The sequence below is a fragment of the Thiomonas delicata genome (assembly GCF_900088825.1).
In the GTDB taxonomy this organism is placed as follows: Bacteria; Pseudomonadota; Gammaproteobacteria; order Burkholderiales; family Burkholderiaceae_C; genus Thiomonas_A; species Thiomonas_A delicata.
Map to the genome: position 1 here is coordinate 1,418,632 of NZ_LT592170.1, position 20,089 is coordinate 1,438,720.

Here is a 20,089-nt window from a genome sequence, read left to right on the forward strand (position 1 = left end):
AAACGTCCAGCGTGAACAGCCGCTGCCCCCATGGTCTAGCGTCCACGGCGCTTGACAAAGCCCTTTGCCTGTAGCGCGCGCAGCAGACTTGCTTCCCCTTCGCCCTGCGTAGCTTCCCAGAAATCGGCCCATAGCCGGTAGGTCTTTGTCGAGCGCACCTGTTCGTCCGGTGCCTTGCCATAGCGACCTGCGGCAACGGCTCGGGCGGCTTCTTGAACGGCCGCCAATGCCGACCGCAAGGGGTCATCGGTCCCTTTGGCATTGGTTGGCATCTGTATTGCCGTGCTGTCGGTCTTCACGCCAGAGAGCGCATCCTGCAAAGCCCCTAACCTGGTCGCAGACACTGGCATTCCGGCACTGCGCGCAGCGGCTTCACGCACCAGCCGCTGCGCTTCCTCCAGCCGCCACCCAGGGTCGCGCTCCCTCACCTCATCCTCCAGCCGTTGCCGTTCCGCAGCTTCCCGCGCGGGCCCGCAAATCTTGGCATCAATGAAGGCGAGCTCGTCGTCTGACATCTGCTCGCGTAGTGCGGCGGGGATGGATTCGGTGGTCACCGGCAGGCTGCCTACATAGACCTGCCGCGAGTAGCCGTGCGTGTTGCCGGCAGAGCCCTTGGGCACCCAGACGGAGCGGTAGAGAAGGGCGCGGGCTCGGCGGTGTTTGATGTGCATGGCGACGGCTCTGGTGACAAGTGATGCCATGTGTAGCCATCACCGTTCCACACGCCACCGTCGCAGGGTGACCCGGCGTATGGACCCAGCGGCACGAAGCCTGCCAACACGTCGGCACCGGGCCAATACCTCGTGGCATCGGCGTGGGTGCACCACGGAGATAAACGCGGTGCCTACATGAAGTCCCAACTTCTCTGGACAGGACTTCACCATGCCCGAGCTTCACACCGCCGCAGTCCCCAGCCGTCTCGTCACCCGTAACGAATTTGGGGCCCTTTGCCCCGAACGGACCCTATCCGCAGAGGAACGAACCTCCGTCGCCTCCTTGCTGGGCCGCGCCATCCAGGCCGACCTACTCCCCGAGTCGTACTGCACGCGCTCAAAAAAGGAAATCCAAAGCCGTAACCATCACATCTATGACGTCCTGCTCGACGATGGACGGGTGACCGCTGTGGTTATCCTCACCCTTGATTTTTGGAAGCACCTGACCAAACTGCGCACCCGGATAGGCAAGGAGTACAACCTGCTAAAAGTCGGCGCGGATGGAGCGGTCGAGGTCATCGACATTGATGTGCGTACGTGCGCCAAGCGCGCGAAAAATGCCACGGCATGGGGCGCTTTACTCAAGGGGCAAGACAAAGACACGTGGCCCCTAAAATAAGACCTGTTGCCATATCACGCTAGTGACGCGTGTGCAAAAAGAGAAGGCTGACGCGACGCATGATTTGGAAGATTCTTTTTCCCGTGGAGAGGGCCGTCCTCCTACCTCTTATCTTCAACGCAGAGACGATGCTTCCGTTTTTGGCCGAGGTCGTCGACGAGCAGCGTGACGCAAAGTGTTCAAAGGTCATTTTCGACTTCAGCAGGTTGACCTTCGTCGAACCGGTTGGTGTCGTTGTCTTATCAAATGTTATTGAGTATTTCAAAACGCTGGGTTGCAAGGTCAGCTTCAAGAACCATGCGACGGAGACTGCAGGAACGAAGTTCCTCGATGACTCCCTTTTCTTCGAGCGGTATCTTGGCAAGAGGATATTTGGTGGCTCCGTTCGCTCTACCACCATGCCGCTCAGGCTCATACATAGCGAACAGGCTCAGGCGTATTTGCTGAGCGACGTTATGCCGTGGGTTGGTCAGCGTGTGGGAATGAGGCCAGAGTCGCTCGATGGCGTTCGCGTTTCGCTCGAGGAGGTTCTTCACAACGTGCAAGACCACTCTGGGGTACGCATCGGGTGCACTTTCGCGCAGTACTTTCCGAAAAAAAATCAAATCCAGATAGCCATTTCCGACTTCGGTGCCGGAATTCCGCGCGTAGTACGAACGAGAGAGCCGAGCGCTAGTGACTCTGCGGCACTTCGCCTGGCATGCCAAGAGGGCTTCACAACGAAGAGCAATGTGCAGAACCGAGGGGCGGGTTTGCCCACTCTCATCAAGTACGTCACTCAGAACAATGGAGGCAATGTGCTCATTGTTTCCGCCCGTGGGAGCCTGTCCGCGGTTCCGAACCCTGCCGGCCCTCCCCCATATAAAATTACGGCACGAGCCACAGGGGGGGGCTACCCGGGAACGTTGGTTCGAGTGACGCTTAGAACAGATACGCTAGAGCGGGTCGCATCGGACGCAGAAGTGGAGCCGTTCTCATGGTAGTGAAGGTTATGGACCATGTGAGGACCGCATCCTCCTACGAGGATGGAGATGTCATCTTTCGTCTCATCCTTCCACCGGTAATGGAAGGACAGCGCGTTGAAGTCGATTTCACGGGCATTACGTCAGTGCCATCTGCGTTTGTAAATGCTGCATTTGTCCGCTTGCTGGAACAGGTTTCTCTGGAGCGGGCCCGGGAAGTGCTGACTTTCGTCCAGTCAACCCGGCAAATAAATGAGCTTATTCGAAGTCGCTTCGAATTTGTGGAGCAAGAAAAGAAGCGGTTGGCCGGGGTATGAGTACCCCAGGCATGTCCACGGGCAAGAAGGTCGACTACCTGGTTGCTCTTCGTGTTGGGTGCGGATTCTCTAGCTGCGGTGGCACACCCATTGTAAGTACGGCGAGCCTGAAAGATTCATCGACGGCGCATGGTCAGCGAAGGTCCGCGCGCAACCTATTGGGTGAGGGCAGGCGCCGCCGCGCTAGGACGCTGTGTGGCCGGCTCCAATGGGCCGACGTCAATGGCGCGTTGAACCGCAGCAATCCACAGCGCATCGCTTGCCTCTTGGCCAAGTTGTTGCGAGTGGAATGTTGACAGCTATGGAACAGGACCGGCTCAAATGAAGCTAGCTCCCTGCGCGTCGAGTAAGGCGCTGTAATTTCCAAGATGATGCTGCCACAAGGAATCCGCGTTTTCTTCATCTGGTGCAGGCACTGCCTCAAGTGAGTACAGTTTTCCGCACTGCACATAGTTCAGGTACGGGGTAGCATTGTTCACGCTTGGGCCTTGAGCCAGGTAGCTGGTGTCGATGTTCTGACCGAGGTAACCTGCTGCAGCCTCTGCCCCATGCTTTACGACATCGGCGAGGCCGTCTCGCAGAGTGGCTACTGAGGACTCCACGCACGCGGCTACCGTTTTCAGTATGGCGTTCTTCCGTGCGAGCCAACTGTCAATCGGGTTGTTGATGACCTCATCGGGAAGGTCCAGTGCCAATGGAGTTTGCGGGACCCAGTCCCGCGAATTGTTGACGCAAATGGCCAAGCCGATGTTCCCGGCAGCTTGCGCAAAGTCGTGCCCATACTGCCAATTGCCTGGTTTTGGTTGCGCAAACACATAGGACTTGTAGTTGAACTCTTTAGTCTCCAGTGCGTGTGCTAGCGCGTCAGTTCCTCCGCTGCTATGCAGCAACAGCGAGTGCAACAGCGTCGCAATGGCCGCTCCTTGGCTATGACCGCAGATTAGTATGTTGCAACCCCGAGGGAGTTGCTGAAGCTTCTTCAGAATGCCAATGTCTTTGTGATACAGCAGAACCAGCGCACTCCATAAAAACCCCAAATGGACGCCCGATTTTTCGGAATTGCTTGGTTTCACCGTCGCGTACGACAGGTTGCCCAACGGCGGACCGGCCGCAGTTAGGGGAAAGGATGCATTGCACTGCACGGTCGTTGCCAAGGCATCGTCCAGCATGCTGGAAACAGTCCCAACCGTGCCCCGGATGACGATTGCGTAGGAACCGGATGCGCCGGTGCTCGCACTATTGCGCCAACCGGCCCATGCATTGTTGAAGGGGCCAACACCATCTTGCGTTCCACCGAATCGCGATGGTTCGGGCGATGCAGGGTTCTGCGTCAGGCTCGCGAAATCGAGCGTCCACGACGTAGGAGGGGGCGGGAGAGGGGCGGGAGCAGGCAGTCCGTTCCCGTTGAGCTGCATGCACAGATTCAATGCATCGCGCGCTTCTTGAAACTGATAGCCGGAAGAAAATGCCATAGCGTGACCCCTTGTCCAGTGCGCATCGGCGCCCGCATTAACCGAACAATGTCGCGGAAATGGCTGCAACATGGTCCTTGACTAGTGGGCTTTTACAGCCACAAGTTATAGGAAAAGAGTACATCTCTCGGCAAGGATTAACAAACCTAAGAGTGTTTCGGATTGTGTGGGGAGATGTGAACCGATGGAGCGCGCATCCAGCGGAATCCAAATCTCGGTGAGGATGGTGTCCAGAGCATAAATTTTTGGTCAACCTATGCTTTTCTGCTATCCGCTGGGCCAGGAATTGCTTCACAAATCGGGGGACAAAAATCAGCTAACGGCACATACTGCGCCGAGGAGTCTTCGTATTGCGCGACAGATTGCAGTTGCTGAAGCGCAGATGAATCGTGTCTGTCGACGGTAGTCAATGCCAATTGTTTGGCTTGGTCTGAAGTCTGAAGTCTGAAGTCATAGCGCGTGCCTTACCGGCCACAACGACCAACGAGGGGGTAAGTGCGACGAGCGGAAATGAACGGCAAATTTTCATGGGCTCCCAATAGAATTCCCGGCATGAACTGACCACCCACCGCGGGCGCCACGCCCGCCGACCTCAACTTGAAGCGCACGACACAGGGTTCGTGCGTCCGCAAAAAGTTGAGGTCAACATGCAAAACCAGTACGAAGCCGCGCGCGAACTCCTCGCCGCCGGCGCCTTCATCGAGCAGGTCTCGGACGCTCCGCTCGCCTACCGCATCCGACTCGGTAGTGATTCGGCCCCGTTGCCGGCCGGGCTCTTCCAGCAGCTGCTTGCCCACAAGCAGATACGCCAGAGCTGCAGGGTGAGTGGGAGGATGCGGTACGTAATCGTCGAGGTGTGAGGGGAGGCGCTGAGGCCGAGAACGCTCACTCCATTGGCCGGTACACCTCAACCAGCGCTAGGTGGCGCTCCAGGTGCTCGCCCATGTACCGGCCAAATTTCCCCTCATCCTCAAGCCGTAGCTGACTGGCATTGAGGACGCGCCCACTCTTCTTTGTAGTTCAAGCTGCGTCACCTCTTGGCGAACACGCGGATGGATTGGGCGGAAGCCCTCGCGTGACGGGTCAAAGCTCAGCTGGTAGCCGTCGAAAAGCTTGTCGACGTGGGCAACGAGAAGCAATCCGTTCATTGGGTCGATAGCAATTGGCACTTGTAGCAGAAACGGCTGCGGCGCAATGGCTAAAGTGGGACCTGCGCGCAGAAAAGGCGCCGTCTGACTGGCAACTTGAGTACGAGTCCGCTTAGCCCGGCGAAAGACCCCTTGCCCAAGTCAGCGCCTCATCGATGTCAAGCCGGAGGCTTGCATACGTGTTGCGTAGCAGACTATCCGGAAGCGACCAATCCCACTTTTCACGCTGGAGATTCTTTGCGTCAGCCAGCAGATACTCAAGGGAAGGAGTGGCGCTCGCGCCAATTTCTAACAGGACGGCGGCAATCTCGTGCGCTGATTCGTGGTGTTTGGGGACCTCGATACCTGGACCGCCTGCTGTCGAGGCGACTCCCCGAGACTGCAGGAGGCAAGCTAGGGCTTCGTTTGCCGCGTCTCCGAGCCAAGTTAAAAGGACCAGTTCGGAGCCCTGGTCCACCAAGTAGGACTCAGCGAGGCCGCGTCTGGCATAGGTAGCTCTGGACTCGTCCAGGAAGCGCGCAGCTGCTGCGTCAAGATAGGCTGGAACCTCAGTCGATTCGAGCAATTGCCGCATTCGCTGGCGTACCCGAGTGTGCGTACGGCCGACCCCACCGGAAAAGAGCGGAGGTGTGCCGCCTCCTGCGCGTGTGACGAAAATGGATTTCTGTTCTTCGTCAATTTCCTCAACGCGCCAGGTTCTTCCAGCGAACAAGATGCGCTGCCCAATTGTCAGAGCTTGGGATACAGGCAAGGTGCCGAGCGTCTTGCTGCCGGCGATGATGCGAAATTCCTCATCCGTCGCAAATGCAGCATAGAACGAGTAGTGGTTGACCATCTTCTCGCCAATACGCCCATGCAGTAGGAGGCCAGACGGGTCCTGCATGAGCAGCTCCTTCTTCCCGAGGTGCCTAACCAGCTCCACTAATTCACCCTTCGAGACACCGATGAAGGGCGATGCCGGGCCACACAAAAGGTGGTAAAGCTCTCCGATGGTCGCGCCTCCGTTCTGCGCAATGAAGGAGAGTATTTGCTGGACCAGTGTCGAAAGATGTGCGCCATTAGCTACCGGCGGCTCGAACCAACCTTCCCGCAGAAGCGAAATCATCGCTGTCATCTGAACGGTGTCGAGACGGAGTTCATCAGCGAGGGAAAGTCTGCCGCCCTGAGCGTTCTCTACGCAGTATCCCCTGAGTACAGCTGGCTCGCCTTTGCGTCGCCCGGAGCGGCCTAACCGTTGCCTGAGGCTCGCAACGGACGGAGGAGGTCCAATCTGGGCCACACTCTTCACCGCGCCTATGTCGATGCCTAACTCCAATGTGTTGGTGCAGATGGCCGTCGCCGGGCGCTCTCTTTGTTTGAGCGCTGCCTCTGTTTCCGAGCGAATTTCCTTCGAGAGACTTCCGTGGTGCGGCCAGAACTCGTTCGGTACCTGCTGTTCCTGGCATAGCCCATTCAGCAAGTGCGTGTAGCGCTCAACCTCGCGACGTGAGTTGGGAAAAATGAGGTTATTCGACCCACGAAGGCTCTTGAAGAGATGCGCTGCAATCTGGGCAGGCGTCACTGGCTCAGGCGCTTCATCGTCGTCCCGCTGACGCACAACCAGCGGTTCTTCGTAGCCCTTCACCAGAACCTTCAGCTCTGCGGAGAATTCTTTGGACTCGACCAATGCAACCCCTGAGCCCGCCCCTGGGCGCAGGAATTCTGCAGCTAAGCTCATGTCCCCGAGCGTTGCCGACAGGCCAATTCGAGGAACCGACCGGCCAATAGCACGCTCCACGCGATGCATCAGCGACTGAAGTTGCTTACCACGCTCTGAGCCAATGAATGCGTGGAGCTCGTCGACCACAAAAAAAGTGAGACTTCCGAAGACCGCGGCGATGGAAGTCCCGCGGTTGCACAGCAAAGCCTCCAACGATTCCGGCGTGATGAGCAAGACACCATGCCGCTTGGCCAGGAACCGCGTCTTGGTGGCTGCGGAGACATCACCGTGCCAGGGCCACACGGGGATTTCCAGCTGTTCACACAATTGGCTGAGGCGCCCAAACTGGTCGTTGATGAGCGCCTTGAGCGGGCTGATATAGGCGATGAGCCCGGGAGGTGAAGATTGAAGCAAGTGCGTCAGTGCTGGCAGGAAGGCTGCCTCCGTCTTGCCACTTGCGGTGGCCGCCGCCACGATGACGTCCCGGTCTGCGCGAACGATGAGCGGGATTGCCTTCTCCTGGGCGTATCGCAGTGACTCCCAGCCCTCTGCCCAGATGAAGCGTTGGATGCGCTCATCCAACAAGTAAAACGCGCTGGACTCTTGCTGAGTCATGGTTGTCTGCGCACGTGCGGCAAGGCCAAACTGACGGAGGGTGGCAGGAGCCTGTGGAGAGACTCCGCGACTTGTCTTCCGGGTCTCATGGATAGCAAGAGGCTGGGCGTCACATTTTGAACGATGCGAACTCGTCGTCGTTGACTTCGACCGTTAGGTCTGCAGCTCCGCCTTTGTCCTCCACCACGTCGAGGCCACCGAGCAGTTCCTGCCAAGAGGTTCCCGGGTTCTGCTCAAGCACGGCCAAGAAGTCGATGAAGGCCTTGATGGTGGTTCGCGGCGTTCGAAAGTAGGCGTTGCCTATGCGCTTCGAACAGTGCTCCATGAAGCTGGAGATGCCCTGGTCCGGGATAAGGTGCTTCTCCACGTCGCCGAAAGCGTAGACGCTGCGAATTTTCTGGAGAAGCACGTAGAACTCTTCGGGGGCGATACTGGACAACCGGATGACCGGGCCGCTGAGGTCCACCAGGCCGTTGGTGGCAAAGCTGTTCTGGGCCAATCGACTCTGCAAAGCGGGGTAGCTGAACAGCCCGCGACGTGTGTCGAGCATGAACTCGGGTGTTCCGCCCAGCACGAAGCCGAGGCCCACAGCTGTGCCTTGTAGCGAGTCGTTCAAGATGCGCAGCACCTGCTCGTAATTCGCGTTGCGAGCTTGCACGTTCGCCAGTTTGTACAGATTGACCATCTCGTCGAGCCCGACCAGCAAGCCGGAAAAGCCTGCGAGCCGAACAAACCGGGCCATGAGCTTGAGCTGGTCGTATACAGAAGCGTCGTCAACGTAGCTACGTACTCCAAGGGCTTCGCGGGCATCGGTCTTAGTGCTGAACTCGCCACGCAACCAGCGCACCGCATCCGATTTGAGCTGCTCATTGCCCTCGTCATGGCCTCTGCAGTAGGCTGCGATGACGTCCGCGAAGTCGTAGCCGTTGACCAGCTCAGTCAGTTGGTCAAGCTTCTGGCGCAGTACAGGTTCCGTGGGCTGCCCGGACGTTTTGGCCTCGGCCTTCGCGGTGGAGATGAATTTCTCCACGATGCTACTAAGTGCTCCGCCGTCGGGCTTGGTGCGCGTAGACAAGTTGCGCATCAACTCGGCATATAGCGACCGAACTTGACCACCGCCCGCATGCAACCTGCGGTCCGGGTTCAGGTCGGCCGTTGCAACGACGAGTTTTTTCTCCATGGCAACCGAGCGAACCAGGTTCAAGAAAAACGTCTTTCCTGCGCCGTATTCGCCGATGACAAGGCGGAATGCGGAGCCCCCATCGGCCACGCGCTCAATGTCCGCAACGAGGGTTTCAATCTCTCGCGCACGACCTACCTGAATAAGACGCTGCCCCACGCTGGGCACCACTCCGGCACGCAGCGATTGGAGGACGGCGTCTCGGTCCTTGGGGCGAATGATGGCGGTATTCATGCTCGTATTTTTTCGAGGATTTCCGGGTTCACGATGACCGGGTCATCCCCTTCGGAGAACGGGATATCGTGAGCGTCAAATGCTGCGTCGTTGATGTGCTCAAGCGCGCCATCAAGCATGAGGTCGAGGTCGCCAGCGATGTCCAGAAGGTCTTCGCGACTCCACTCGCGTTGACTCACCAGCATGCGTGCGAAGGAGGAGTGCGCCTCATCCAGTCCAAGTAGCGTCGTGGATGTCGGCGCAGCGTCCGTGTCTTCCGGCTGCTCCCCCACCGGAGTCGTTGAGGCAGCGGCGGGTCCCTGTGCTTGCTCACTCTCCACAAAGATGTCTGCCAAGAGCGCCGACACACGCTCCGTGTCCCTCTGGAGGGCGGCGATGCGCTCCGGGTCAAGCCGGAGTCCCGCATCATCTTTGGCAGGAGCAGGCGTGATTGTGAGGCGCTTGCCCGCTGCGGCTCCATGCACATCGGAGAACACCTTTTGGGGGTCGACACCCAGGGTCTTGTAAACCTTTTCCAAGGTCTTCAACTCCGCCGGGGAGACTTCGCCATCCGGCCGTACCAGAGTCGCCATGAACGCCGCAATGGCCTCCTTGGCTGGAAGTTCAACGGCTTCGAACTTTTTCTTAAGTGCCGTCAGCGATGTAGGTGCTTGATGCAGCAGTCGTAGCAGAGCCAGCAATCGCGATGCCTGCCCAGGTGTTAGGTGTTGCCAGGAGCGGACTGCCTCGCGCAAGAATCCCGCCTTGGCGTTGCTTGTCTCGTTGTCCGAGCCCACCACGGTCGAGGCCAGTTGGAGGGTGAGAACTGCCACATGGAAGGAGCTGCCTCCGCGTATCGCTCCCGACTCAGCAGGCAGTTTGAATACAACCACAGGGTCTTCTGGCTTTGGGAGTTTGGCTTCCCCCAATACGTCAGGCTCAAAGCCGATACCGGAGGCCTCTAGAACGCGCGCCAGAGCAAGGGTCTTCTCCTTCGTGAAGATGGTTTTTGCATTCAAAGCGGCCAGCAAGGCACCGAAGGTCATCTCGGCAACGCCGTCGACCATGCGTGACTGAAGGTTCTGGATGACTTCTCGTACCGCCAAGGGCCAGAGCGGTTCCGGAAGTTGCAGCACTGCCTCTAGGGACTCCTTGAACGCGGGGTCCCTCCCAACTAATCGGCTGTACGACTCCAGTGGTTTGGTTGCCGCGTCAACGACCGCTTGAAGCTTCTTGGTCGGCCCCGTGAGTACGGTGATGTCTGGGATATTGCCGAAAGTGAGTTTCGGCTCGTGAACCTCAGAGCTACCGCGGAAGCCCGAAGAAGCTGGGTGGTAGCTGAATTTCAGCTTGGTCCGATTGTGCGGTAATTGGATGCCACGACCACACTGTGTCTCGTACTCTTGGTGGAACATTTTTTCGAATTCGTCTGCGCATCTCTGCGCTGGCGTGCGAAGGTAGACAGTCGGCGCCATCCGCGCCCAAGCGAGCGCGATATGGACTGGAACGGGCACGCCGTCGACCGCGGTCTGACCGAGCGCGAGTCGAAGGTAAAGCGGAAGCTCGTAGGCCTCGGCCAATGCGGGAACGGGCTTTTCGTACAGACGGGGCGGGTACTCAGCCAGCTCTACCCATTCCAGGAGCTGGTGCGCGTGATGCCGAAACGAACCAGACGCAGCTCCATAGGCGCTCAGCAGTCCGCGCAGTTCGGCCGCTATGGCAGGTAGCTCGAACCGGGCCCGCTCGTCTACAGGCGCGTCGAGGAGAACCCGCCGCTCCAGCCCGTAGAAGAAGAGGAAGACGAACCCTACGTCAGCGGCTGGGTCTCGACGTCCGCTAGCCAGCCAGGTGAGGTACGCGCGCCGAGCGTCGGGCGACACCTCGGCATAGCTTGGCCAATAGGTCGTCTGCCTTTCGGCATAGTTGCCGACTTTGGCAACCGGCTTAGATGGGTCGATGAGACACGGGTCATTGCGGCCATACGGCGTCGGCAGCGACGTGCCGACGTAGACCATGCCGTCCGGCAGGACCATCCCAGCGACGGCGACCGACTCACCCGGAGGTGTCCAGCGGGCCTGGCCAAAGCCCTTAGGAGGAGAGGGCACCCGAAAGGTTGGTGTTGCTTGTGGTTTTACTATCGGGCCGGAGATGGGGACGGGCACGTCGGGCGTTGAAGTCTTGGCGGCTATGGGCGTTTGAACCTGTTGAAGTGTCGGCTCGATTCGATGTGCCGAAAGTTGCTCCATGTGAGCCGTTCTAGGCGCTGCAAGATGTTCCGCGAGCACATCCTTTCCGACAGGGGCCTGGGTCATCGGCGACGGAACTGTGGATTGCCACACGTCGCGCTGGGCCGGCCGGGGCACGGACACCGGTGAGGGAGATTTCTTGTATTTTGTGGCGAGTAGGTACAGAAGGAAGCCGACTGCCGCGACCACGCCGATGCCAATCCAGACCTCCTTGGGAATGGACGTCAGAAGTACGAGCGCGCCAAAAAACAGAACCGCCGCCGCGCCGCCTGAGCTCGATTTTCTTCTTCTTGCCACCAGCCCTTCCCCTCAAGCACGTCCGCACCTACCGGGCACTATGAGGGAGAATAGCGCGTGTGTGCTTAGGTAGTTCCCGAGCCTTCCTCTTCACTACGCGGGCAAACGTAACAAGAATTTGCGCCCAGGGTCAAATAGCCAGTTGCGATTGCGCGTTCACGTGAATCGGCGAAGAGCTTTGGCTTAAGCAGCGGTGTGGTCCGGAGGGGCACAGTGCTCAAGGAGCCGGTCGACCCGAAGCCGCGGCTCCCTGAAGCGTCCTGGCGCTCTACCACTTGAGAAACCATCTAGAAGCTTCTGTCACGCATGCTGGACGGCAGTGCTGAGATGTCCTTCCGTGCAGTAGCAGCTTGGAACGTTTTCCGTTATAAAAGGTATCTAGGTCGGCAGACCAATCATGCTCACGCTAACCCCATGCCATTCACCAACCGGCTGCTGGCGGATGCTTCGGACGTCGTTGCTGCTTGGCACGAGCGCAGCACCCCGCCCACGCCCTCAGAGGCCGCTACTTAGCACTCTCCGCGCATCGCCGGGATGCCAGCGGTGACACCGATGCAAGCAACATGCGTGCACGGTCCGTGGCATCACTGTGATGCCCTCGCAGGGCAACCGGCGGCACCCTCACCATCGACTAGCGCGCCATCACAAACCCCCACCCCGACGGCGCCATAGGCCATCACCTTGCCGAGCCCTCCGGCGGACGGTGCTGCGTCCAGCAGCGTGCATTGCACGGAGAGTTGCTGAGAGTAAGGGTCACGCTACTCCCAGTCGATACGCGAACGAGGAGTCAGCTGCCGCGACCGGGCACGGCAAGGCGGTGCGAACCGCCGCCGTCCCAGCGCAGCCCCCTCCGATGGACTGAGCGGGCGCCGCCAGGCGCGCGGCTGCAAGCAGCTCGGGCCCCGGGCTTTCAATGACCGAACCCAGGGTGGCGCGCTCACCCAAGGGGTGGGAGCACGATTTTCCACGTGGAAAGTCACCTTCCCCGGGGGCACCTTCGATGGCACGGCTGCTTGAAAGACCGGGCCAGCTGCGAGGAGACGGCTGCTGGAAGAACAGTTGGTGCCGACGTCGATGGACATAGGGCCTCGATAGACGGTTAGGGACGGCGGCGGTTCGCACCGGCGAAGCCGGGCGGGGAGCACAGCGGCCTTGTCGGACGTCGCGACGAAAACATGAACGACGCGCGCCCTAGCGCGCGAGGCAGTCTGCGGGGATGACACCCATTGCCCCCTGCCCGCAGGCGGCCGTGCGTGAACCCTCGCCCAACCAACATCAGCCCGACGGCGGCGTGGTGGGCTGGCTATTAGGCCCTGATGGCGCGGTCATCTCTACACGAGACATGCCGCTGCTGCCGTGACGAGACAAGCGCTGGACAGCGGCCCCGAAAACGACACACACGGAGCCCCCAGCCATGCAAGCACGAACGAAGACACGCCCAAACGCAACACGCGATGCCGGGCCAGTCGCCACAGGTTCACCCTCGCCCGCAACAGGTGGCGCCACCTCCGGCATCACCGTGAGCACGCGAAACGGCGTAACGGCTGTAACGCGTAACGGCGTAACCAACGAGGCCAAACTCGGCGACACGCCGGTTACAGCGTTACACGGTTACGACGACCAACGCCCGCTCGCACCCTCTCGCGGTCTGACCACCAGGGCATCGAGCCTCCATCTGCGTGACGCCATTTTCGAACGGTCCCTTCGGCTCGCAAACAGATTTAGGGTCATCCGCACCATCGACGTCGCCGCCGCTTGCTTTCCCGAGCGCCCATTCAAAGCTTCCCTGACAGCAGCCCAACGGGCGGTCCGCGGCATGGTCAAGCGTGGCCTTCTGCGTCGTTACAGGACCGACCGATTCCAGACGGTCTACGGACTCACGCAGCCCGGCGTAGATTGGCTCGGCGACCATGGCCACGACGCCGCATCTTCAGTGCGAAGGGTCAGCGATATGACCAATCCCGAACACCGATTGTGGGCCCAATTTCTTGTGGTTTGCAGCTGGGCGCGAGGCCTCCGTGCGGTCACAGAATCCGAGCTCCTGCATGACCTCAATGCCAATGCCAAAGCTGGCACGCGCAATGGGAGCAGCAAGGCCGTCCAAGGTTACATCACCGTGAGCGTCCATCGCCGCGGCGCCTCTGTCCGCAAGCACCTGCGCCCAGATGCCGTCGCGTTCGATGTGGAGGGGCGAGGCGTCACCTGGTTCGAGGTTGACCGCAGCAAGCGTGGCTCAGACCGCGCGGCCGACTTGGCTGCTCTGGTCGGAGCAATTGGCAACAAAACGGCCGACGGTCGCGTTCTCCGCCGCGTTGTCGTCATGTGCAAAACCGAGCGCATTGAGCGGGATGCCCTGCGCATCGTCGAGCAGCTCGCGGCTGCTTGCAATCAGCTCGTGCTGACCGAAGGGCGTAGGCACATCCGGCGGCAGAGTGATGGCGTCTATGAAGTGATGGCGGCAATCCCGGTCAAGCGTCAGGACGGTCGAACCGCGCTGATAGACGAGCAAGTTGGGCATGTCATCGTGCAGATGCTGCCAATCTGGCTGCCGAAGGTGCGGATTGACGCGAGCAATCGATGGAGCACCGATGGTTGGTTCAGCGACAACTGCCTCCCGTACAGGCGGCCAGGAAACCTCAGCCTATGGCCGATGCCCGGGTCGCCGCTCGTCACGGTGGACGATGAGTGACCCGTCGCTACACGAAGGGATGGCGCCATGCCATCTCCATTCGAATAGGACAAAACATGCAAGTTTTTGGAAACGTCGCGACCGCGCCGGAGCGAAAGGTCAGCAAATCCACTGGGCGGGGACATTTTGAGTTTCGCTTGGCAGAGAGCCAGCGCGGTGTCGATACCGAACCGACCTGGTACACGGTGCGCGTGATGAAGGACCACAACCCCAAGCTCGACAAGGGCGCGTTTGTCAAAGTCACTGGAAAGCTGAAAACCGACTTCTACCTTTCACGCGAAGGCAAACCGACCGGCACCCTGTTGATTCTGGCATTCGAGGCGACCAAGCTGGCCAAACCCGCCGCGCAGGCCACCGAGCCTGCGCGGCAAGAACAAGAAGACTGACTGGTCTTCGTTGATTCCAGCGCCCCCGACACCGGGGGCTTTTTTCTTGGTTTTATGGAAAAACCTTCCACGGCTGACCCTCCATAGCTCCCATCGCCGGCTTGGCGCGTGTCGAAGACCTGCCGATGACTGCAGGTGGATAAATGCACTGCCTAGACGTGCCAGCTGATGCCAAAAACAGGCGTCAGTCGGCGTGAGAGTCCGCAGTCGGTCGGCGTCTCTGCCCATAAACGACCGGCTGGAGTTTCACCATGGAAGCACAAAAATTGCTCGACCTGGACGAGCTCGCGCAGATGCTGCGACGCAGCCCCGAGACCATCAAAAAAGACCTTCGCCGCAACCCAGACGCCGTGCCGCCGCGATTGATGCTGCCGCATACGCGCCTGCTGCGGTGGCGCGCTGTGGATGTCGATGCCTGGCTTGGGCAATACGTGCAGCCGGCCATGCCTCGCGGGAGGCTGCAATGACGCGCCGCGCATTCCAGCCCCATCTCTACGCCAGCCACGCCGTCGCGACCGGTGGCATCGCCTCGGACTCCAACCTTCTCTATCAGTGGACGGGCACTCACTGGTCCCCTATCGATGAAGAAGCGGCTGAACGCGATGCGTACGCGTGGCTCGTCGCGCAAGACCCTGCTTGGGCGAGTGCCGAGAACGCCCGTAAGGCAGTTCGTGCTGCGAGTCTTTTTTCCCCACGCCTGCCCAAGCTCACGGATGCGGTCGTCGTGCCGACCCAGTCCGGCTACGTGCATCTTGACGGAGCAGAGCTCGTTCTAAAGCCCGCCGACCCGAGCCTGGGGCTGACGCATTGTCTCGATTGCCCTTATGCGCCTGAGGGCGTGATGCCAGCCCACTTCGCAGCCTTTGTCCAAAGGGTATTGCCGGACCCCAGCGTACGGGCACGCGTGCAGGAGTACATCGGCTACACACTTCTTGCGGATGCGCGTTACCAGCGGGCACAGTTTTGGCTCGGCGAAGGCGCCAATGGCAAGGGGGTTCTCGCAAATGTGGTCCAAGCCCTCCACGGCCACATCGCGGCAATGGCGCTGGACCAGTTGGCCGGCTTTCATCTGTCGGTCCTCGTTGGTGCAAGCCTGGTCTATGTCGACGAGGTGCCTCGCAAACCGATTGACGAGCAGCGGCTCAAATCCATGATTGCCGGGGAGCGCATGCCCGTGGACCGCAAGTACCGCGAACCACTCAGCATCCATGTGCGCGGAAAGTGGCTTGTTCTCGGTAACCACCTCCCGGCCATATCCGACCACAGCAGCGGCTTTTGGCGGCGTTGGGACGTGGTGCCGTTTTCGGTCACGATTCCGGAGCGCGAGCGTGACCCGCTCCTCGCGCAGACCATCGTCCGCGAAGAACTGTCCGGCGTGCTGCGCTGGGCTCTCGATGGACTGGTGCGGCTACAAACCCGTGGAGGCTTTGACCCTGTCATGCCGGCGGCAATGCAGGCGATGCTGCAAGAAGCCAAAGCGGACACGAATTCCGTCGTGGCGTGGGTTGAAGACCTCGGCGTGAAACTACAGCTGGCGTGTGATGTCCCGAAGGAGCGTGTGTTCGAACACTATCGCAACTGGTGCGCGGTCAATGCCATGCACGAGGTGAGCGTCGTCCAATTCTGGAAGCGGGTGCGCGAGCATTTTCGGGAATTGACCGAGGCGCGCATACGGACGGGGCCTGGCCAGCGGCGGGTCTGCAATGTGAAGCTCTCGGCATCGACGACAGACCTGGATATCTGAACTGAAGGGCTGCATCAAGGGCGCGGGGCGCGAGTGCATTGGTCTCGCGCCCTTTTGCGTTGGCTCTGCCCGAGGAATGGCCGTGCCGAGTGTGCCAGGCGAAAATCCCAAAGACTTTGGGTTGTGTGACTCCTATTTCCTTTTTCCTTATCTTTCGCGAAAGTTTGGATTCTGACCCGTCACACTCGGCACAGAAGCAGCATTCATCCATCAAAACAATCACCTACAACATGCGCCGGGTGCGCCTTTGACCCGGCAACAGCCAGCACAGCCAAGGCAGCCACTTGGCGCATGACCCTGGCCCGAGTCGGGGCCAGGCAGGGCGACCACCACGAACCGCCGGTGGCAGGCCTCGAATACGCATGGGACAGGGGCAACCGGCTCTGCGTCCCACCGCCACACTGGCCGACCAGAGTTGGCCAGTGCATGAAGCAAGACAATCTATCCAGGAAGGAAAGGGTCCAGGGTCGACGCGGCTCTCCAAGGATGCGTTCCGGCGCGGTGGGTCTGGCAAACCAAGCTGAAGGACGCATGCGCGCCCGCAACGTCCCGCTGGTGGCTGGGTGCTTGCGCTGTGATTTCGACTTCTGTCGATGACGCTTGACTTGCTGACGCCTGAATCAGTCCATGAGAGATGCCACCCATGTTTCAGTAAACTATTTGAAATTACTGAAATTCGCGCAACGCCATGCATGCCTTTGCCCTGTACCGGGTGCACGAACAGGCCTACAGCACGCTGTTTGCCAGTCTGGCTCAATCGGCTGCCACGCAGGAGCAGGTTCTCTTGGGCGCGCCCGGCACCATCATCGAGCACAAACGGGGCGCACACGTCTATTTCGCGCGGCAGTTCATGAGTCCGGAAGGCAAGCGGTGCGAAGAAACCCTAGGGGGCACCGCCAGGGACCCTGACGTGCTGCAGCGTGTACAAACCATGCGCCAACGCATGGAGCGCAGCCACGGCCTCATCGCGCGCATTCGCGAGCTTGGGCGGCTGGGCTTTCAACTCGCCGACAACAAAACGTGCGCCACGGTTGGTGTCTTGTACAACCATGGTCTGTTTGCCGCCGGTGCTGTTCTCGTGGGCTCACATGCCTATGCCGTGCTGCTGAACATGCTGGGCATTCAGGCCGTGGCGTACCGCACCGAAGACGTCGACATCGCTCGCGGGCACCCCTTGGCCTTGGCCGGCGTACCCGACGATGGCCTCTTGGGCATGTTGCGACAGACTGGTATTGCGTTTGTGGAGGTTCCCGGCCTGCATCCGGCTGAACCCGCAACATCGTTCACCCAAATCGGTCCCTCTCGCTTCCATGTGGACCTGTTGGTCCCGGCCAGAACGCAGGACATTGCCATCGTCCCGGTACCCGAGTTGCGCGCGCATGCCACGGCGCTGCCCTATCTGGGCTACCTGCTTGAAAACACCCAGATGAGCGTGCTGCTGGCCCGGCACGGCGCAGTTCCGGTCCGCATTCCTGACGCCGCACGCTTTGCCCTGCATAAGCTGGTTGTCGGGCGGCTGCGTCCTGCTGCGATGCACGCCAAGGCCAGCAAGGACCTCCAGCAAGCGGCCACCTTGTTGGCCATGCTTGCCGAGCAGCGCCCGGGGGACATCGAGGACGCCTGCCAGGCCTTGCCAAGTGCCGCGCGCGCGAAGGCTCGAGGTGCCTTGTCTTTTGTGAAGAGCCTTTTGCAAAACGCGCACCCTGCGGCCATTGAGGCGTTGCAAGCTGGCCTGAGTGCCAAGGCCTGAGACCTTGTGGCGACGATTTTGCAGGCTTCGGGGCCGGCGATTTCAATCGTGGAAGCGCATGGCTTTGTCGTTACGTCGTTACGCGGTTACAGCGTGACGCCGCCGCATCAACATCGGCTCGCGCTTTGCCCGGGGCCGCCCATTGCATCTCCAATCCGACGACGCCTCTGACCTCCGCATATTGCCGAATCGCGGACTTCTTCCGTCCCCCCGCCACTTTCGCCGCTAAGCTAGCCACACGAAGGTGGCGGCAAAGCAAGGCAAAGCCGCCAGCCGCACCAAGCGCGGCTCAACCAGGGGGAGCTGATGAGCTACATCGACCGCAATCTGCTGACCAACGAGCAAATCCTGCACCGCGGCTACCTCAGCCGCATCGTGTTCGTCTCACCGTCCCTGCTTCTCCTCCTCGGGCTCGCCGTCCTCGCGCTCGACGGTGATGTCGCGGTCATTGGCGTCATCCTCCTGCTCGCAGGCGTGGCTGGTTTGCTCGGCGCCTTCATTCGTTACAAGACGTCCGAATTCGCAGTCACGAACAAGCGCGTCATCATGAAGGTAGGGCTCATCCGCAGGACCTCTGTGGAGATTGTGCTCAGCAAAATTGAGAGCATCACCGTCGACCAGGGGATTGCCGGGCGAATTTTCAACTTCGGCTCGATTGCTGTGGTCGGAACCGGCGGAACCCACGACCCGTTCCATCGCATCGCCGCGCCGCTGCAGTTTCGGCGGGCGGTGCAAGAGCAGTTGGCGGGGTAGAGCACCGCCACACGTATTGCTTCCATCCGGCAAACGAATCGAAACACGCCCAAGCCTAGACGCAACCATGCGTCGCGCAGAAACTGCGCGAGGAGCTTGCGAATGTGTCATCGGAGCCCTCCTCGATGCCGGCTGCCGACCTATCCCGCCGCAGCCGGCATCTACGAGAACCTGCAGTACTCATGGGTGGGTCGGTGTCGGGCCAAACTATGCATGCCACCGCATCGCCGCTCAGGCACGTTTGCCCGCGTCTTCAGCGCTGACCATCTCGATGGCTGTCCAGTCGAGTTGCCCGCGCCCCTTGGCGAGACTGGTCAGCAGGCGGGCATGGAGCAAGTCGGCCAAGGGCATCGGCACCGTGGCGCTCTCGGCCGCATCGCGGACCAGGCGCACATCCTTCATGCCCAGCTCCAGCTTGAATCCCGCCGGCTCGTAAGTCTGGGCTGCCAGGATGCGGCCGTAGTTCTGATAGATGGGGCAGTTGAATATCGTCTGTCCCAGGAAACCGGCCAGGGCCTGCCGGTCGATTCCGCTCTTCTCGGCCAAGGTGAGCGCCTCGGCCATCGCCTCCACGGCGGACAGAATCAGAAAATTGCCCGACAGCTTCACGACATTGGCAGCGCCCGGCTCCTCACCAAAGTCGTGAATGGCCTGGCCCATGGCCTCGAGCAGTGGCTTGGCACGTGCCTTGGCCTCGGCCGTGCCGGACTGGCAAATCCACAGCTTCTGCGCAGCGGCCGCTTCTGGGCGACCGAAGACAGGTGCGCTGAGCCACAGGCTGCCCCGCTTGGCATGCTCGGCAGCCAGATGGCGGGACGTTTCCGGCGAGACGGTGCTCATCGAGATATGCAGACCGCCAGCGCCCAGCCGGTCGGCAACACCCGAGCCGCCAAGGGTGACGTCCAGCAGTGCAGCGTCGTTGGCCAGCATGGTGATGACCACGCCGCCAGGGGTCACCGCCGCTGCGACCGAGTCGGCCACCTTGGCGCCTGCCGCGGCCAGCGGCGCGGCGCGCTCGCGGGAGCGGTTGTAGACCGTCAGCGCGACGCCGCTGCGCAGCACGCTCGAGGCCATGGGTTCCCCCATGGCGCCCAGACCGATGAAAGTGACCGATGAGTCTTGCATCGTGGATTCCTTGTTGGTGAGTGAGAAGGGCCCAGGACTAGGCCCCTGGCATGCCCAACCGGGAATTCTCCGTTGGATGCCGACTTTGTGCTGTCGCGGCGGGGCAGGCTTCTTTGCCAGGCCATCGGCAGCCTTGGTGCGGCCTGGTATCGGATGCATCC

The 20,089-nt window shown here is 60.5% G+C and carries 17 protein-coding genes; 11 read left to right on the top strand and 6 right to left on the bottom strand.

The annotated features are described in order from the left end of the window. Positions 1-35: 35 nt before the first annotated feature. Positions 36-671, bottom strand: coding sequence for a hypothetical protein (locus tag THIARS_RS06805; RefSeq protein WP_013104695.1), 636 nt, complete (start codon positions 669-671; stop codon positions 36-38). A gap of 211 nt (positions 672-882) precedes the next feature. Between THIARS_RS06805 and THIARS_RS06810 the strand changes: the two genes are divergently transcribed. The 3 genes from THIARS_RS06810 to THIARS_RS06820 are packed head-to-tail and all read left to right on the top strand — an operon-like array spanning position 883 to position 2,611. Then, on the top strand, positions 883-1,332 hold the full coding sequence (locus tag THIARS_RS06810; protein ID WP_013104696.1) for a hypothetical protein: 450 nt from the start codon (positions 883-885) through the stop codon (positions 1,330-1,332). A gap of 59 nt (positions 1,333-1,391) precedes the next feature. Then, complete coding sequence (locus THIARS_RS06815) at positions 1,392-2,315, top strand: putative Signal transduction histidine kinase (protein WP_013104697.1); 924 nt, start codon at positions 1,392-1,394, stop codon at positions 2,313-2,315. Further along, the gene (locus tag THIARS_RS06820) at positions 2,309-2,611 is read left to right on the top strand and encodes an STAS-like domain-containing protein (RefSeq protein ID WP_141130493.1); all 303 of its coding nucleotides are present in this window, start codon (positions 2,309-2,311) and stop codon (positions 2,609-2,611) included. The genes THIARS_RS06815 and THIARS_RS06820 overlap by 7 nt, the downstream gene beginning before the upstream one ends. Positions 2,612-2,928: 317 nt before the next feature. On the opposite strand, the gene THIARS_RS06830 is transcribed toward THIARS_RS06820, so the two are convergent. Further along, a complete protein-coding gene (locus THIARS_RS06830) occupies positions 2,929-4,083 on the bottom strand; it encodes a lipase family protein (protein WP_013104700.1) in 1,155 nt (384 codons plus the stop codon). A gap of 620 nt (positions 4,084-4,703) precedes the next feature. Here THIARS_RS06830 and THIARS_RS06835 point away from each other — a divergent pair. Then, entirely contained in the window at positions 4,704-4,943 is a 240-nt protein-coding gene (locus tag THIARS_RS06835) for a hypothetical protein (RefSeq protein ID WP_245845604.1), read from the top strand. 400 nt (positions 4,944-5,343) lie between these two features. Here the strand turns inward: THIARS_RS06835 and THIARS_RS06845 are convergent, their stop codons facing one another. From THIARS_RS06845 to THIARS_RS06855, 3 genes are all read right to left on the bottom strand, one after another. After that, positions 5,344-7,545: a DEAD/DEAH box helicase gene (locus THIARS_RS06845; RefSeq protein WP_013104703.1), complete on the bottom strand. Its 2,202-nt coding sequence runs from the start codon at positions 7,543-7,545 to the stop codon at positions 5,344-5,346. A gap of 109 nt (positions 7,546-7,654) precedes the next feature. Then, a complete protein-coding gene (locus THIARS_RS06850; RefSeq protein ID WP_013104704.1) occupies positions 7,655-8,959 on the bottom strand; it encodes an ATP-binding protein in 1,305 nt (434 codons plus the stop codon). Next, the gene (locus THIARS_RS06855) at positions 8,956-11,481 is read right to left on the bottom strand and encodes a tellurite resistance TerB family protein (RefSeq protein WP_013104705.1); all 2,526 of its coding nucleotides are present in this window, start codon (positions 11,479-11,481) and stop codon (positions 8,956-8,958) included. Before THIARS_RS06855 ends, THIARS_RS06850 begins: the two co-directional genes overlap by 4 nt. Before the next feature lie 1,216 nt (positions 11,482-12,697). Between THIARS_RS06855 and THIARS_RS18565 the strand changes: the two genes are divergently transcribed. The 7 genes from THIARS_RS18565 (at position 12,698) to THIARS_RS06890 (ending at position 18,803) form a co-directional block, all read left to right on the top strand. Then, on the top strand, positions 12,698-12,841 hold the full coding sequence (locus tag THIARS_RS18565) for a hypothetical protein (RefSeq protein ID WP_156515495.1): 144 nt from the start codon (positions 12,698-12,700) through the stop codon (positions 12,839-12,841). Positions 12,842-13,000: 159 nt separating this feature from the next. Next, a complete protein-coding gene (locus THIARS_RS06860) occupies positions 13,001-14,170 on the top strand; it encodes a replication-relaxation family protein (RefSeq protein WP_231836338.1) in 1,170 nt (389 codons plus the stop codon). A gap of 56 nt (positions 14,171-14,226) precedes the next feature. After that, positions 14,227-14,556 (top strand): single-stranded DNA-binding protein, encoded by a 330-nt coding sequence (locus THIARS_RS06865; RefSeq protein WP_013104708.1) that lies wholly within the window; start codon positions 14,227-14,229, stop codon positions 14,554-14,556. A gap of 251 nt (positions 14,557-14,807) precedes the next feature. Continuing rightward, positions 14,808-15,023: a hypothetical protein gene (locus THIARS_RS06870; protein ID WP_013104709.1), complete on the top strand. Its 216-nt coding sequence runs from the start codon at positions 14,808-14,810 to the stop codon at positions 15,021-15,023. Next, positions 15,020-16,300: a DNA primase family protein gene (locus THIARS_RS06875; protein ID WP_094159977.1), complete on the top strand. Its 1,281-nt coding sequence runs from the start codon at positions 15,020-15,022 to the stop codon at positions 16,298-16,300. The genes THIARS_RS06870 and THIARS_RS06875 overlap by 4 nt, the downstream gene beginning before the upstream one ends. Positions 16,301-16,988: 688 nt before the next feature. Further along, on the top strand, positions 16,989-18,050 hold the full coding sequence (locus THIARS_RS06880; protein ID WP_013104711.1) for a GSU2403 family nucleotidyltransferase fold protein: 1,062 nt from the start codon (positions 16,989-16,991) through the stop codon (positions 18,048-18,050). Between the two features lie 306 nt (positions 18,051-18,356). Further along, on the top strand, positions 18,357-18,803 hold the full coding sequence (locus THIARS_RS06890) for a PH domain-containing protein (RefSeq protein ID WP_013104713.1): 447 nt from the start codon (positions 18,357-18,359) through the stop codon (positions 18,801-18,803). A 231-nt stretch (positions 18,804-19,034) separates the two neighbouring features. On the opposite strand, the gene THIARS_RS06895 is transcribed toward THIARS_RS06890, so the two are convergent. Continuing rightward, complete coding sequence (locus tag THIARS_RS06895; RefSeq protein WP_013104714.1) at positions 19,035-19,928, bottom strand: NAD(P)-dependent oxidoreductase; 894 nt, start codon at positions 19,926-19,928, stop codon at positions 19,035-19,037. Between the last annotated feature and the right edge of the window lie 161 nt (positions 19,929-20,089).

What these genes read in the sequence shown, in the direction of transcription:
- THIARS_RS06865 (WP_013104708.1), top strand. Translation starts at nt 14,227, where the DNA reads ATGCAAGTTTTTGGAAACGTCGCGACCGCGCCGGAGCGAAAGGTCAGC.
- THIARS_RS06870 (WP_013104709.1), top strand. Translation starts at nt 14,808, where the DNA reads ATGGAAGCACAAAAATTGCTCGACCTGGACGAGCTCGCGCAGATGCTG.
- THIARS_RS06815 (WP_013104697.1), top strand. Translation starts at nt 1,392, where the DNA reads ATGATTTGGAAGATTCTTTTTCCCGTGGAGAGGGCCGTCCTCCTACCT.
- THIARS_RS06805 (WP_013104695.1), bottom strand. Translation starts at nt 671, where the DNA reads ATGCACATCAAACACCGCCGAGCCCGCGCCCTTCTCTACCGCTCCGTC.
- THIARS_RS06845 (WP_013104703.1), bottom strand. Translation starts at nt 7,545, where the DNA reads ATGACTCAGCAAGAGTCCAGCGCGTTTTACTTGTTGGATGAGCGCATC.
- THIARS_RS18565 (WP_156515495.1), top strand. Translation starts at nt 12,698, where the DNA reads ATGACACCCATTGCCCCCTGCCCGCAGGCGGCCGTGCGTGAACCCTCG.
- THIARS_RS06895 (WP_013104714.1), bottom strand. Translation starts at nt 19,928, where the DNA reads ATGCAAGACTCATCGGTCACTTTCATCGGTCTGGGCGCCATGGGGGAA.
- THIARS_RS06810 (WP_013104696.1), top strand. Translation starts at nt 883, where the DNA reads ATGCCCGAGCTTCACACCGCCGCAGTCCCCAGCCGTCTCGTCACCCGT.
- THIARS_RS06875 (WP_094159977.1), top strand. Translation starts at nt 15,020, where the DNA reads ATGACGCGCCGCGCATTCCAGCCCCATCTCTACGCCAGCCACGCCGTC.
- THIARS_RS06850 (WP_013104704.1), bottom strand. Translation starts at nt 8,959, where the DNA reads ATGAATACCGCCATCATTCGCCCCAAGGACCGAGACGCCGTCCTCCAA.
- THIARS_RS06880 (WP_013104711.1), top strand. Translation starts at nt 16,989, where the DNA reads ATGCATGCCTTTGCCCTGTACCGGGTGCACGAACAGGCCTACAGCACG.
- THIARS_RS06820 (WP_141130493.1), top strand. Translation starts at nt 2,309, where the DNA reads ATGGTAGTGAAGGTTATGGACCATGTGAGGACCGCATCCTCCTACGAG.
- THIARS_RS06830 (WP_013104700.1), bottom strand. Translation starts at nt 4,083, where the DNA reads ATGGCATTTTCTTCCGGCTATCAGTTTCAAGAAGCGCGCGATGCATTG.
- THIARS_RS06890 (WP_013104713.1), top strand. Translation starts at nt 18,357, where the DNA reads ATGAGCTACATCGACCGCAATCTGCTGACCAACGAGCAAATCCTGCAC.